Source organism: Candidatus Planktophila sp. (assembly GCF_036734405.1).
Classification (GTDB): Bacteria; Actinomycetota; Actinomycetes; order Nanopelagicales; family Nanopelagicaceae; genus Planktophila.
In genome coordinates this window covers 376,302-390,174 of the sequence record NZ_DAIMYR010000001.1, presented here as the reverse complement: position 1 = coordinate 390,174, position 13,873 = coordinate 376,302, and the positions used below count along the sequence as shown (strand labels likewise).

Below are 13,873 nucleotides of genomic sequence, written 5' to 3'. Positions count from 1 at the left end.
CGCCAAACTACCGTCTTTACTTCTTAGTTCCTATTAAGGCTTCAATACAGGAGCGCCAGCATCAGTTGCTAGCCACTTCTCTGTAATTGCTGCCAAAGTGCCATCTGCAGTGATTGCATCAACTGCGCCAGACACGCATGAAGTTAGCTTGCTGCCCTTAGTTAGCAAGAGACCGAACTGGTCTCCTGAACCTGTTGATGGCAACTGTCCTACGATAATTCCGTTTGGAACTTCAACTCCTGATAGGTAGAAAGCAGTTGGTAGATCTACTACTAGACCATCGATCTGCTTGTTCTTCAGTGCTGAAACACCCGCTGCGTTGTCATTGAATACCTGAGGTGTTGAACCGATCTGGTTTTCAATTGCATCAAGTGAAGTTGTTCCAACTGCTGCGCCAAGCTTTGCTCCCTTGAGTTCTGCAAGAGTTGTCTTTCCTTCGATCTTGCTTCCCTTGAATGAAACGATTGCCTGTGGTGCCGTGTAGTAAGGAGATGAGAAATCAACAGCATTCTTGCGCTCTTCTGTGATTGAGAATTGCTGCAAGTTGAAGTCGAAGTTCTTTTCTCCTGGTGTCACAGCTGAATCAAATGTTGTACGAACCCATGTGACATCTGCTGCATCAAATCCGAGTTGCGTAGCAACTGCGTATGCAACTGCACCTTCAAAACCATTTCCGGTTTGTGGTGCATCATCAATAACCCATGGGTAGTAAGCAGGCTCGCCTGTTGCAATTGTTAGCTTGCCTTCAGTAACTGTTGCAAGATCTGCCTTTTCACATGATGCTGATTCAGATGTTGCTGAATCTGAAGATGAACATCCTGAAAGTGTTAACGCTGCTGCAATTACAACAGCTGTAAATATTCCGAAACGCTTGTTCAACGTAATCTCCTAAAGTGTCAGGGGATCATCACTAACTAAACTAACTAGATCAGAACAGTTAGTTAGACCCACGCTTGCCGATGATGGTGGCTATCGGCCTGGTCTTCACCCGGAGCACCCCGCCGCGGTGGAGGGTTGCCGTCCAGTTAGCCGGGGCTTAATGCTGGAACTCGTGACCACTGCAAATATTATTGGTGGGTATGCCAGTTGTCGACTTGCAAATTAGATGCAACAAAGAAGCTGGTGGCGGGTGAAGGATTTGAACCTTCGAAGGCAGAGCCGGGGGATTTACAGTCCCCTCCCATTGGCCGCTCGGGCAACCCGCCAAGGTCGAACAAGTAGTGCGGCAATTATGGATAGTGCGAGGGGAAAGGATACCTTAGGTAGGTACACGCACAAAATGCGTTTTTAGAGTGAAGGAGCCACCACCATGGCAGCAGATGCAAGTTTTGACGTAACCTCCAAGATCGACCGCATGGAGCTCGATAACGCCATTAATCAGGCGGTCCGCGAGATTGAGACCCGCTTTGATTTCAAAAACACAGGTTCAAAGATTGAACTTGAAGGCGAAAAGGTTTTGATTGAAGCAGATACTGAAGAGCGCGCAAAGGCGGCTTTAGATGTTGTGAAAGACAAGATGATTAAGCGTGGAGTTTCACTGAAGCATTTAGATGCCGGTGCGCCACAACTATCAGGAAAGATTTACAAAATTGCTGCACCTTTGAAGGAAGGCATTTCAACTGAGAATGCCAAGAAGATTGCAAAGATGATTCGTGATGAAGGTCCAAAATCTGTAAAGACACAGATCCAAGGCGATGAACTTCGTGTTACTTCAAAGAGCCGCGATGATCTGCAAGAAACAATGGCCATGATTAAAGATGGTGGCTGGGATTTTGCGGTTCAGTTTACGAACTTTAGATAATTGAGTAAAAATAAGCTCGGACTTTTATTCGGAGTAAGTGCATACTCTTTATGGGGCGCATTTCCTTTGTACTGGCCGCTGCTTGAACCAGCCAGTCCTCTAGAGATTGTTTCTCACCGTGCTGTTTGGACATTAGTTTTTTGCTTCATTGTGCTGGCTGCCACTAAAGCGCTGAAGTCAACTCTTGTAACTTTGAAACGTCCAACAGTTGCGATCAAACTCTTTCTTTCTTCCCTTTTGATTTCCATTAACTGGCTGGTCTACATCTGGGCTACAAATAATGAGCACGTAGTAGAAGCTTCGCTGGGGTACTACATCAACCCTCTGATTATTATTGGTTTTGGAGTTATCTTCCTAAAGGAAAAGATGCGGCCACTACAGTGGGCGGCGGTTTCAATTGCAACCCTTGGAGTCTTGGTTTTAACTTTTGATTACGGTCGCTTGCCATGGATCGCACTAGCGCTAGCCGTTTCATGGGGCAGCTATGGATTGATAAAGAAGCAGCTAGGTCTGGGAGCTCTTGAAGGATTAGCAATTGAAACCTTCATTTCTAGCTTTTTCTACCTGGCGTACCTGGTTTACATAGGTAATCAAGGCACCGGTCAGTTTGGCCAGAGTTGGGGCTTAACAGTTCTACTTATTAGCGCTGGAGCGGTAACTGCAATTCCGCTTCTATTGTTTAATGGCTCAACTAACAGACTTCCCTTTACAACGATTGGTTTACTGCAATACATAACCCCAACGCTTCAATTTTCTATAGGTGTGTGGGTTTTAAATGAGGATATGCCAACAGCACGTTGGATTGGTTTCTTGATTATTTGGGCAGCGCTGGTGACTTTAGCTATTGATTTAATCAGATCAAGCAGAACGGTCGATAACAGCGTCGCATAGCGACATCAAAGCACCGGTTGCATCATTGATTGGCAATGGACCCAGCGCACCACGAGCTTCTTTTGCAACTTGAATCAATTGCTGACGAGATTCATCTAGCGCTTTGTGATTGCGAAGCGCAACCAATACTTCCTGAACCGTTGTTTCATCTTCAATTGGAGCGCTCAGTAATCGCTTGAGTTCGGCATCTGAAGAATCAGTAGATCTCATGACATTAAGAGTTACTAATGTTGGAACACCTTCACGCAAATCTGTTCCTGGAGTTTTACCAGACTGATTTGATTCACTTGCAATATCAATAACATCATCTGCTAGTTGGAAAGCAACACCAATTTTTTCACCAAATACAGTAACTGTGTCGGTAATGGCAGCAGGTGCTCCAGAAATCATTCCGCCGTAACGTGCAGAAGCTGCAATTAGGGAACCTGTCTTATCTGCAACAACCTTTAGGTAATGTTCTAAAGGATCTTGTCCAGGGTTTGGACCCTGGGTTTCCATGATCTGGCCAATCACCAAACGCTCAAATGTTCGGGCTTGTAAGCGAACTGCTGCAGGACCAAGATCGGCTAATAGATCTGATGATTTCGCAAAGAGAAAATCTCCAGTCAAAATCGCAATTGTGTTTCCCCAACGCATGTTGGCACTTTCGACTCCGCGACGAAGTGGTGCTTCATCCATAACATCATCGTGATACAAAGTTGCCAGGTGTGTGATTTCGCAGGCAACCGCGGCAGCTATAACGCCTTCAGTATCTGGATCACCATATTGCGCAGTTAAAAGGGTCAATAACGGGCGTAAACGCTTGCCGCCAGCTGCAACAAGATGGTGGGCGGTTTCATCTACAAATGGATACTCACTACGTGTGTGGCTTCGCAGAAGTGATTCCACTTGTGCCATTTGGCTTATTAACTGCGTCTCTAAAGCTGGCGCAACATTGGGAATGCCAAATGTGGACATTAGCGAATGAAGATAGCTAGTTCGGTAATGAAATCAAGTACTGGCGCTGGATAAACACCCAATACCAACGTGATTACCGCCGCGATAACAATTGTTGCGCGGGTAAGAATTGATGGAATTTCAACTGCAGTTCCATCTTCGACTGCATCTGTAAAGAACATCAAGACAATAACGCGGATATAGAAGAATGCCGCAATCGCACTTGAAAGCACACCAGTGATAACTACTGCGGTTGCACCATTCTCATATGCAGCTGAAAAGATGGAAAACTTTCCGATGAAACCACTTGTAAGCGGAATTCCAGCAAAGGTAAGTAAGAAGAGCGCGAAAGCAGATGCAGCAAATGGCGAACGTTTTCCAAGACCTTTCCAACGATTCAAATCTGTAACTTCACCTGATGAATCGCGAACCAATGTCACAACTGCAAATCCACCGACTGTTGCTACACCGTAGGCAAACAAATAGAAGATTGTGGCATCTAGTCCAGCTTTGTTAAGGGCGATGATTCCAGATAGCAAGAAGCCCGCATGAGCAATTGATGAATAAGCCAACATACGCTTTACATCGCGCTGTGAAATCGCAACAAGTGAACCCAAGAGCATGCTGGTGATTGCGATCGCAGAGATAACTGGATTCCAGGACCATTCTGCATTTGCAAAAACTGTGTAATAAATTCGAAGCATGGCACCAAATGCTGCGACCTTGGTTGCCGCAGCCATGAACGCTGTGATTGGAGTAGGTGCGCCTTGGTAAACATCGGGTGACCAAGAATGGAATGGAACCGCGCCAACCTTAAAGAGCAAACCAACAGTTAGGAAAGCCATGCCAATTAGCAATAGAACATCATTTCCACTGCCGCCAACTACGGATTCACGAATTCCCGCGAAGGTAAGTGAGCCTGAATAACCATACAAATACGCTGCTCCGAAGAGGAAAAAGGCGGATGCAAACGAACCAAGCAAAAAGTACTTAAGCGCTGATTCTTGCGAGGCCAATCGGCGTCTGCGAGAGAGTCCTGCCATTAAGTACAGAGGTAGTGACAACACTTCTAGGGCAACAAAGAGCATGATCAAATCACTTGCGATTGGGAAGATCATCATTCCGGCAACAGCAAAGGTAGTTAGTGGATAGACCTCAGTTACCTGATTTCCAGCTTGGGCTGCTTCTCGCTCTTCATCTGAACCAGGTAGTGCAGCTGCAAGCGGTGTGAAATGTTCGACATCTGCGATCAAGAAAATTGAAATGATTGCAATTATTAAAATTGTGCCTTGAAGCAAAACTGCAGAGCCATCAATTACTAATGAACCCATTGCAGGAGTTAACGATTCTTCTCCCCGAATTCGCCAGACCTGCATCAATGCCAGCATAAATGTGCCAAGAGAAAGAGTTAACTGAACAACTGGGCGAAGTGCTCTCGAGACGAAGGCCTCTACAAGAACGCCGATAAGTGCTCCACCAAGCACAATCAAGATTGGTGATAGCAGTGTGTAATTAAGAACTGGTGATGTAAATGTCATTACTTGCTCCCATTACTTGGTACAGGATCGGTGAATCCCATTTGTGAAACCACATTTTTAGCTGCCGGATTAATTACATTCAACAGTGGCGATGGGTAGAAGCCCAACACAACAATGATTGCGACGACCGGGGCGATTGCTAACTTCTCACGAAGATTGAGATCTTTGAGATTCTCATTTCCAGCAGTTGTAGGGCCGTGTAAAGCCTTTTGCACTGGAATCAAGATGTACAAAGCAGCCAAAACAATTCCGAAGGTTGCAACGATTGCGTGAATTGGGTAGCGCGTAAATGTTCCAACTAGAACTAGGAATTCACTAACAAAACTGGAAAGTCCTGGTAACGCCAGCGATGACAAACCTGCAATAAAGAAGCTCCACGCCATTACTGGAGTGATTCTTTGTAAGCCACCAAAATCTGCGATCGTTGAAGATCCACGGCGGGCAATCATCCAGCCAGCAACTAGGAATAGCGCTGCAGTGGAGAATCCATGGTTAAACATGTACAAAATAGCCCCACTTTGAGCTTGGCTCGTCATCGCAAAGATACCCATAGTGATGAAACCGAAGTGAGAGATCGATGTGTAAGCAATCAAGCGCTTAATGTCTTTTGCACCAATTGCTAAGAAAGCGCCGTAAATAATGGATATAACGGCCAAAATCATAATCACCGGTGTAAATGTTTTGCTTGCATCAGGGAACAAAGTGAGGCAGTAACGGATCATTCCGAAAGTACCAACTTTATCTAGTACGCCAAGCAAAAGAACTGATGTTCCGGGAGTCGCAGATTTGGCAGCATCTGGCAACCAGGTATGGAACGGCCATAACGGAGCCTTGATCGCAAAGGCGATGAAGAAGCCAAGGAATAGTAAATTCTGAGTTGTAGAACTCATCTCAAGTTGTGACAACTTATCCAAATCAAATGTGTGTCCACCTTGCGCACCTGACATGACATAGAGGGCAATTATCGAAGCAAGCATCAGCAATCCACCGAATAGTGAGTACAGCAAGAACTTAACTGCTGCGGCCGAACGCTCTGCAGTGCCGTATCCACCAATCAGGAAGTAGACCGGAATCAACATTGCTTCGAAGATTACATAGAACAAGAAAAGATCGGTTGCTGCAAATACACCGATCATCATTGTCTCAAGGACAAGAATTAAAATGTAGAAAGTTTTGACCCTCCAACGACCACCATGGGCTTCATCCCAGCCAGCAAGCACAACGATTGGCGCAAGAATTGTTGACATCAAAATCAAGACAAGTGCAATTGCATCTACACCTAGTGCAAAGTTAATTCCAAAACTTGGAATCCATTCGTACTTTTCGACAAACTGCAGACCAACATTGTCACGCTGGAAACCAACCGCCATCGCGATCGTTACAGCCATAACAACAAGAGTCGTTCCTAAAGCAGCTTGCTTGGCAGCTTTCTCATTGCTCTTTGGAAGCGCAGCAATAATTGCCGCTCCCGCCAAAGGCAAAAGCATTAACAGCGATAACCACTTCATTACTAAACCACCACCCAAATAGCTGCGATAAGCGCAATTGCGCCCACCAAAATCATTGCTGCATAGCTTCGAACGTAACCATTTTGAAGACCTCGCAGGGCTGAACCTGAACTCATGGCTACCTGTCCAACGCCACGAACTGCGCCATCAACAACGGCTTCATCAGTTGCAACCAATGTAGTTGTCAAGGCTTGTCCTGGGCGCATGAAGACCGCTTCATTGAATCGGTCCTGCAGCAAGTCTTGACGAGCAATCTTGGTAAAGACTGAAACATCTTCTGGCGCCGTTGACGCAACTTCACTGCGCGCATACTTAAAGTAAGCGATCGCTACTCCGATGGACACCATTGTTAAGGCAAGTGCAGAAACCACAATTGGCTCTAGTAGGTGCTTCTGGTATTCCTCGCTGTGATTAAACAACGGATGTAGCCAGTTTTCTAAAGCATCGCCGCGATGTAATAGGTATCCAGATGAAACTGAACCAATTGCAAGAATTGCCATTGGAAGCCACATTAGCCATGGAGATTCGTGTGGGTGAGCATCTTCGTCCCAGCGCTTTGTTCCGGTAAAGGTAAGAATCATTACGCGAGTCATATAGAAAGCGGTAATTGCTGCACCAATCAAAGTGGTGATTCCAAGAATAATTCCCTTGGCTCCACCTGCATCAAATGCAGTTTCAATGATCATGTCTTTGGAATAGAAACCAGCAAATGGTGGAACACCCAAAATTGCCAGATATCCAAGACCGAAAGTTACAAAAGTAATTGGCATGAATTTACGAAGTGCACCGTATTTGCGCATATTTACTTCGTCATTCATTCCATGCATTACAGAACCTGCACCCAAGAACATTCCAGCTTTAAAGAAACCATGTGTCAGCAAGTGCATGATTGCAAATGCATATCCAACTGGACCTAATCCAGCAGCCAAGGTCATGTAGCCAATCTGTGACATTGTTGAAGCTGCCAGCGCTTTCTTAATGTCGTCTTTAGCGGTACCGATTACTGCACCGAACATCAAAGTTATTGCTCCAACAATCACAACCAGTAGCTGCGCAGTTGGAGCGGCATCAAATACAAAGTTTGAACGAGTAATTAAGTAAACGCCTGCTGTAACCATTGTTGCAGCGTGAATAAGGGCTGAAACTGGTGTTGGTCCAGCCATCGCATCGCCCAACCATGCCTGCAATGGGAACTGAGCAGACTTACCTGCTGCAGCAACCAGAAGCATGATTCCCATACCTGTCAACGCTGCTTCAGAAGTGTTACTTACCTGCTCTTGAACTCCAGCAAAAGAAACTGTGCCCATAGTCGCAAAAGCGATCATGATCGCAAAGGACAATCCCATATCGCCAACGCGGTTCATAACAAAAGCTTTTTTAGAAGCGGTTGCATATGCAGGCTTCTGGTTCCAGAAACCAATTAATAGGTACGAGGCAAGACCAACGCCTTCCCAACCCACATAAAGACTGAGGTAACTATCGCCAAGCACCAAAACCAACATCGCTGCAATAAACAGGTTTAGGTAAGCAAAGAAACGACGACGATCCTTGTCGTGTGACATGTATGAGATTGAATAAATGTGGATCAAAGTTCCAACGCCAGTAATCAAAAGCACGAAACAGATTGAAAGCTGATCAAGCAGCAAGCCTGCATCAACTTTGAAATCTCCAACGTTGATCCACTCAAAAAGCTTTTGCGAAACAGGGCGTTGCTCCGTTGGGCGGTCCAGCATCAACATCAATTGATAAAGACCGACTCCAAATGCTGAAGCCGACATCGCAGTTCCAAGTAGGTGTCCCCACTTGTCAGTGCGACGTCCTCCTAGAAGAAGTAGTGCTGCACCTGCCAATGGCAGAGCAATCAAATAAATCAATGAGGTTGAAGTAGTCATGGTTATCGCTTCAACAAACTTGCATCATCAACAGATGCTGATTGGCGTGATCGGTAAATGGCCACGATGATTGCTAGACCAACTACTACTTCGCAAGCCGCAACAACCATTGTAAAGAAAGCCATAACCTGGCCATCTAGGTTGCCGTTGATTCGTGAGAACGTTACTAATGAAAGGTTTGCTGCGTTGAGCATCAGTTCAATGCACATGAAAACTACGATTGCATTGCGACGTACTACAACACCGACAGCTCCGATAGTGAAGAGAAGTGCTGAAATATAAAGATAATTGGAGGCGTCCATTACTTCTCCTCCTCAATCTGGGTGTTTACTTCAGAGAGATCAAATTTCTTGTAATCCAACATATCTCCGCGAGCTTCAAGGCTTGCGTTTACAGATGTTGGTGCGGGAGTTCCATCTGGAAGAAGTGCTGGTACATCTACCGCGTTGTGACGAGCGTAAACACCAGGACCTGGAAGTCCGGCTGCACTTGCTAATGACTTTCCGCGGAAACGATTAATTGAAAGCTGACGCTGAGTTGGGCGGGCCGTAGTGCGTTGCGTATGCGCAAGCACCATCGCACCCATCGCTGCTGTGATCAGCAAGGCTGAGACAACTTCAAATGGAAAAACGTAAGTTGAGAAAAGCTCCATCGCGATTCCTTCAACATTGCCGTTGGTATTTGCTCCAGATAATCCAATGGCATCGCGGCCTAAAGTTGCGCGTCCCAATAGTGCGACCATCAATCCACCAAAACCAACTGCGGCTGTGATCGCTATTGGTCGAAGACCTGCAATTGTTTCAGTGAGTGAATCTGATGAATCAACACCAACCAGCATCAAAATGAAGAGGAAGAGCATCATTACCGCGCCGGTGTAAACAACAATCTGGACAATTCCAAGGAAGACCGCATCTTGTGCAATATAAAAAATTGCCAAAACAACCATTACAAATGCCATCAAGATTGCTGAATGAACAGCTTTCTTAACAAGGAGCATTCCAAGAGCTGCAACAACAGCCATCGGTCCAAGAATCCAAAACATAACCGCTTCGGGTTTAGCTGTTTGGCCGACTTCTAAAGCTAACTGCATCATGACTGAATATCCCCCGGATTTTTAGCCTGTGATGGGTGTGCACCCTTCACATCACCGTTGTAATAGTTTGTATCGTTCATATCTGGGTACATTGGATGCGGCGGCATAAGCATTCCCTGGCGCAATGGAGCCAATAGATCTTGCTTTTCAAAGATCAACTTTGCTCGAGTGTCATCGGCAAGCTCGTACTCATTTGTCATTGTTAATGCACGTGTTGGGCACGCTTCGATACACAATCCGCAGAAAACGCAGCGCAGGTAGTTAATTTGATAAACCTTGCCGTAGCGCTCACCCGGAGACATACGATTCTCTTCAGTATTGCTTTCACCTTCGACGTAAATCGCATCTGCTGGACATGCCCATGCACACAGTTCGCAACCAATGCACTTTTCTAAACCATCTGGGTGACGATTTAACTGGTGGCGACCATGGAAACGCTCTTCAGTTGGTGCTTTAACTTCAGGGTATTCAACGGTCAAAGGCTTCTTGAACATCGTTGAGAAAGTAACCCAAAATCCCTTCATGGCACCCAAAAAGCCCACGGGCGGAGTTTGTTCGACTTCATAAAATTCAACATCGTTAATTCCAAGATCTTTTGGCTTTAACGGTTCGAGGTTTTCAGCCACGGTCGCCTCCTGTGTTTTTTGAGACATTAATAGTTGAAACCTCCATAGGTAATGAAGGCACAGCAAACGATGGCGCCTCTTTATTGTCGCCATCGGGTACAGCTGCTTCTTTTCTCTTCTTTGAATTCTCAAAGCCAATATTTGCCGCCATGATCAGAACAACAACAGTGCTTGCAAAGGCGATAACAACTGATCTAGGTGCACCCTGAAGTGAAAGAACACGCAAGGTTGCAACTACCAAGATCCAAAGGATCGAAATAGGAATTAAAACTTTCCAACCAAACTGCATGAACTGGTCATAACGAAGGCGTGGAAGTGTTCCGCGTAGCCAAACGAATACAAAGAAGAATGTAATCACCTTGGCAAAGAACCACACCGCGGTAAACCAGCCACCAAGCCAAGCTTCAGTAAAGCCAAGCCCTGGAGGCGCTTTGTAGCCACCAAGGAACAAGGTGGTTGCAAGTGCAGAAACAGCCACAATATTTACATATTCGGCCAAGAAGAAGAGCGCAAACTTTAATGATGAGTATTCAGTGTGGAATCCGCCAACGAGTTCACCTTCTGCTTCTGCTAGGTCAAATGGAGCACGGTTAGTTTCGCCAACCATTGAGATCGCATAGATAGCAAAGGATGGGAAGAGAACGACTGCAAACCACCAGGAAGATTGAGCAGCAACAATTTCAGATGTTGACATTGAACCTGCGTAAATAAACACCGCTACAAGTGAAAGGCCCATCGCAATTTCATAGGAAATTACTTGAGCACTTGAACGAAGACCACCAAGAAGTGGGTATGTCGAGCCTGAAGACCAACCAGCCAAAACAATTCCATAAACACCGACTGATGCAACTGCCAAGATGTAAAGAACTCCAACTGACAAATCTGTTAACTGCATAGCTGTTTGACGACCAAACAAATTAACTTCACCAGTAATTGGGATAACAGCAAAGGCCATAAAGGCTGCAGTTACGCTAATGATTGGTGCGATAACAAAGACAATTTTGTCAGCAGCTGTAGGAATAATGTCTTCCTTAAGCGCAAGCTTTACGCCATCAGCTAGAGATTGAATCAAACCAAATGGACCTACACGGTTTGGCCCGGGACGTTGCTGCATGCGTCCAACGATGCGACGCTCTCCCCAGACAGACATCAAGGTTAGTAATACGCAGATCGCGAAAACAATCAGGGCTTTGACTGCAATCAGCCAACCTGGATCTCCTGCAATTAGTTCTGCATTTGTCATGCCTTCACCACCGTAACTACTGCGCCATGTGCGACGCCTAGGTTTACCAATAATTGAGAACCACGTGAGTTACGTGGCGCCCAAACAGCATCGTCATGAATATTTTCAACAAGCGCTGAAAGTGTTACTGAACCTTGCGCAGTTGAAATCTTTACTTGATCCCCATCAACTACACCCATTGCTTGAGCACGCTTTGGAGAAATAACCGCAACGGTTCTGCGAGCAGTTCCTGCTAAGTGCTCTTCGCCTTCTTGTAAGGTTCCCAGATCTAACAGGCGACGCCATGAAGTGATTAATGCCTGATCCGCGTTAAGTGCAGGTTGTGCCTGTGCAGAAACGGAATTCAGGGTTGCGCGTGCACCATCCCATTTTCCAAGAGCTGCAATTTCCTTAGCTGCTGCAGTTACTGTTCCGAGATTGAGCGAGATTCCCATCTCTTCGGCAATCATCGAAAGAATTCTCAAGTCACTGCGATTGAGTGAATCAGCAACTGCTGCATCAAAAGAGCGAGCACGGCCTTCCCAGTTAAGGAAAGAACCAGACTTTTCAGTCACTGCCGCTACTGGAAGTACAACATTTGCTCGGGCGGTAACCGCACTTGGTGCGATTTCTAGTGATACAACAAATGCTTTATCTAGCGCAGAAAGTGTTGCTTGACTGTTATCGCTATCCAGTGGATCTACTCCACCGACAAGCAACGCACCGATCTGACCCGCGTTAACTGCATCAATGATTTGTGAAGTTGAACGACCAATTTCAGCTGGAATAGTTTTTGTGTTCCATGCAGCTGCGATATCAACGCGAGCTGCTGCATCAGTAATCGGACGTCCGCCTGGCAAAAGATTTCCAATTGCGCCAGCTTCGATTGCACCACGTTCGCCTGCGCGACGTGGAATCCAGGCAAGCTTTGCACCAGTTGCATCTGCAAGTGCTGCAACTGCGCTCAAAGCACCAGCACTTTCCGCTGCGCGTTCTCCAACCAGAATCACTGATTTATCAGTTAACTTCTGGGCTGCAATTGCTACTGCTTCTTGTCCTGGGGCAACCTTTACAAACTCTGCCTTTAGTTTGTCTACCGCGATAGATTCCTTGGTACCGATTGAAACTACCTTTAACGCACGCTTGCGGAACTGCTTATTAATACGCAAGAAAACAATTGGTGACTCTTCTTCTGGCTCAAAACCAACGAGCAGAATTTGATCAGCCTTATCGATGTCACGGTAAGTTGTAGCTGAACCAACTACACGTGCGGCAATGAATTCGCGTTCTTCATCTGATGAAAGACGGGCACGGAAATCAATGTCATTTGTTCCCAAGGCAACGCGCGCAAACTTGCTATATCCGTACGCATCTTCATGTGTTGCACGTCCACCAACAAGGACTGCAGCTTTCGCAGACTTAAGACCTTCGGCAGCAACTGCTAGGGCTTCTGGCCATGATGCTTCAATTAATTCACCTGCGGCATTACGAATCATTGGAACCTTTAGGCGATCAACAGCTGTTACATACTTAAATGCCCAACGACCCTTATCGCAGTTCCACTCTTCGTTAACTGATGCATCTTCGCCAGCTAAACGACGCAAAGTCTTTCCACGACGAACATCTGTGCGCATGTCACAACCAGATGCACAGTGCTCGCACGCAGATGGCGTTGACACTAAATCAAATGGACGTGCACGGAAACGGTATGCAGCGCCAGTAAGTGCTCCTACTGGACAGATCTGAACTGTGTTTCCAGAAAAGTAAGACTCGAATGGTTGGTTCTCGTAAATACCAACTTGCTGCAATGCACCGCGCTCATTCAAAGTAATGAACGGATCGCTGGCAATTTGTTCTGAAAAGCGAGTACAGCGTGCGCACAAAACACAGCGTTCACGATCAAGAAGTACTTGTGAAGAAATATTGATTGGCTTTTCAAAAGTACGCTTAACGCCTTCGAAACGGGATGCGCCTTGACCATTGCTCATTGCCTGATTCTGAAGTGGGCACTCGCCACCCTTGTCACACACTGGACAATCAAGTGGGTGGTTTACAAGCAAAAGTTCCATCACTCCACGCTGTGCTTTTTCAGCCACTGATGAAGTTAATTGGGTCTTAACAATCATTCCGGTTTCTACAGGAATTGTGCAAGAAGCTTGAGGCTTTGGAAATGCACGACCATTAATTTCAATATCAACCAAACACTGACGGCAAGCACCAACTGGATCTAGCAATGGGTGATCGCAGAAACGTGGAATTTGAATTCCTAATTGTTCTGCAGCACGAATTACAAGCGTTCCCTTTGGAACTGTAACTTCGAAACCGTCAATTACAACGGTAATCATCTCTGAAACTTCAGTACTCAA

At 46.0% G+C, this 13,873-nt stretch carries 12 protein-coding genes, 1 tRNA gene and 1 riboswitch; of the genes, 2 read left to right on the top strand and 11 right to left on the bottom strand.

The window, feature by feature from the left end; all coding sequences use genetic code 11:
• Positions 1-33 precede the first annotated feature (33 nt).
• A complete protein-coding gene (locus tag AC9UC2_RS01930; protein WP_509524630.1) occupies positions 34-879 on the bottom strand; it encodes an ABC transporter substrate-binding protein in 846 nt (281 codons plus the stop codon).
• A gap of 65 nt (positions 880-944) precedes the next feature.
• A riboswitch (SAM riboswitch) is annotated at positions 945-1,057 on the bottom strand.
• Between the two features lie 63 nt (positions 1,058-1,120).
• Positions 1,121-1,205, bottom strand: a tRNA-Tyr gene (locus AC9UC2_RS01925).
• Positions 1,206-1,309: 104 nt separating this feature from the next.
• On the opposite strand from AC9UC2_RS01925, the gene AC9UC2_RS01920 reads away from it, so the two are divergent.
• Positions 1,310-1,801 carry a YajQ family cyclic di-GMP-binding protein gene (locus tag AC9UC2_RS01920; RefSeq protein WP_509524628.1) on the top strand — a complete coding sequence of 164 codons (492 nt, stop codon included), beginning with the start codon at positions 1,310-1,312 and terminating at the stop codon, positions 1,799-1,801.
• The gene (gene rarD / locus AC9UC2_RS01915; protein WP_509524626.1) at positions 1,802-2,692 is read left to right on the top strand and encodes an EamA family transporter RarD; all 891 of its coding nucleotides are present in this window, start codon (positions 1,802-1,804) and stop codon (positions 2,690-2,692) included.
• On the opposite strand, the gene AC9UC2_RS01910 is transcribed toward rarD, so the two are convergent.
• The 9 genes from AC9UC2_RS01910 to AC9UC2_RS01870 are packed head-to-tail and all read right to left on the bottom strand — an operon-like array spanning position 2,660 to position 13,852.
• Complete coding sequence (locus AC9UC2_RS01910) at positions 2,660-3,649, bottom strand: polyprenyl synthetase family protein (RefSeq protein ID WP_509524624.1); 990 nt, start codon at positions 3,647-3,649, stop codon at positions 2,660-2,662. The two genes, rarD and AC9UC2_RS01910, sit on opposite strands and share 33 nt — an antisense overlap.
• The gene (nuoN, locus tag AC9UC2_RS01905; protein WP_509524621.1) at positions 3,649-5,166 is read right to left on the bottom strand and encodes an NADH-quinone oxidoreductase subunit NuoN; all 1,518 of its coding nucleotides are present in this window, start codon (positions 5,164-5,166) and stop codon (positions 3,649-3,651) included. Before nuoN ends, AC9UC2_RS01910 begins: the two co-directional genes overlap by 1 nt.
• Positions 5,166-6,674: an NADH-quinone oxidoreductase subunit M gene (locus tag AC9UC2_RS01900; protein WP_509524619.1), complete on the bottom strand. Its 1,509-nt coding sequence runs from the start codon at positions 6,672-6,674 to the stop codon at positions 5,166-5,168. Before AC9UC2_RS01900 ends, nuoN begins: the two co-directional genes overlap by 1 nt.
• Positions 6,675-6,676: 2 nt before the next feature.
• Entirely contained in the window at positions 6,677-8,566 is a 1,890-nt protein-coding gene (gene nuoL / locus AC9UC2_RS01895) for an NADH-quinone oxidoreductase subunit L (RefSeq protein ID WP_509524617.1), read from the bottom strand.
• A gap of 2 nt (positions 8,567-8,568) precedes the next feature.
• Complete coding sequence (nuoK, locus tag AC9UC2_RS01890) at positions 8,569-8,868, bottom strand: NADH-quinone oxidoreductase subunit NuoK (RefSeq protein ID WP_509524614.1); 300 nt, start codon at positions 8,866-8,868, stop codon at positions 8,569-8,571.
• Positions 8,868-9,659 carry an NADH-quinone oxidoreductase subunit J gene (locus AC9UC2_RS01885; RefSeq protein ID WP_509524611.1) on the bottom strand — a complete coding sequence of 264 codons (792 nt, stop codon included), beginning with the start codon at positions 9,657-9,659 and terminating at the stop codon, positions 8,868-8,870. Before AC9UC2_RS01885 ends, nuoK begins: the two co-directional genes overlap by 1 nt.
• Positions 9,656-10,285: an NADH-quinone oxidoreductase subunit NuoI gene (gene nuoI, locus AC9UC2_RS01880; RefSeq protein ID WP_509524609.1), complete on the bottom strand. Its 630-nt coding sequence runs from the start codon at positions 10,283-10,285 to the stop codon at positions 9,656-9,658. Before nuoI ends, AC9UC2_RS01885 begins: the two co-directional genes overlap by 4 nt.
• Positions 10,278-11,528 carry an NADH-quinone oxidoreductase subunit NuoH gene (nuoH, locus tag AC9UC2_RS01875; protein WP_509524607.1) on the bottom strand — a complete coding sequence of 417 codons (1,251 nt, stop codon included), beginning with the start codon at positions 11,526-11,528 and terminating at the stop codon, positions 10,278-10,280. The genes nuoI and nuoH overlap by 8 nt, the downstream gene beginning before the upstream one ends.
• On the bottom strand, positions 11,525-13,852 hold the full coding sequence (locus tag AC9UC2_RS01870) for an NADH-quinone oxidoreductase subunit G (protein WP_509524728.1): 2,328 nt from the start codon (positions 13,850-13,852) through the stop codon (positions 11,525-11,527). The genes nuoH and AC9UC2_RS01870 overlap by 4 nt, the downstream gene beginning before the upstream one ends.
• Positions 13,853-13,873: the final 21 nt, after the last annotated feature.

Bases quoted from the DNA above. Each gene is read 5' to 3' on its own strand.
- nuoN (WP_509524621.1), bottom strand. From the start codon at position 5,166: ATGACATTTACATCACCAGTTCTTAATTACACACTGCTATCACCAATC.
- AC9UC2_RS01870 (WP_509524728.1), bottom strand. From the start codon at position 13,852: ATGATTACCGTTGTAATTGACGGTTTCGAAGTTACAGTTCCAAAGGGA.
- AC9UC2_RS01885 (WP_509524611.1), bottom strand. From the start codon at position 9,659: ATGATGCAGTTAGCTTTAGAAGTCGGCCAAACAGCTAAACCCGAAGCG.
- nuoH (WP_509524607.1), bottom strand. From the start codon at position 11,528: ATGACAAATGCAGAACTAATTGCAGGAGATCCAGGTTGGCTGATTGCA.
- nuoL (WP_509524617.1), bottom strand. From the start codon at position 8,566: ATGACTACTTCAACCTCATTGATTTATTTGATTGCTCTGCCATTGGCA.
- AC9UC2_RS01910 (WP_509524624.1), bottom strand. From the start codon at position 3,649: ATGTCCACATTTGGCATTCCCAATGTTGCGCCAGCTTTAGAGACGCAG.
- AC9UC2_RS01920 (WP_509524628.1), top strand. From the start codon at position 1,310: ATGGCAGCAGATGCAAGTTTTGACGTAACCTCCAAGATCGACCGCATG.
- nuoK (WP_509524614.1), bottom strand. From the start codon at position 8,868: ATGGACGCCTCCAATTATCTTTATATTTCAGCACTTCTCTTCACTATC.
- AC9UC2_RS01900 (WP_509524619.1), bottom strand. From the start codon at position 6,674: ATGAAGTGGTTATCGCTGTTAATGCTTTTGCCTTTGGCGGGAGCGGCA.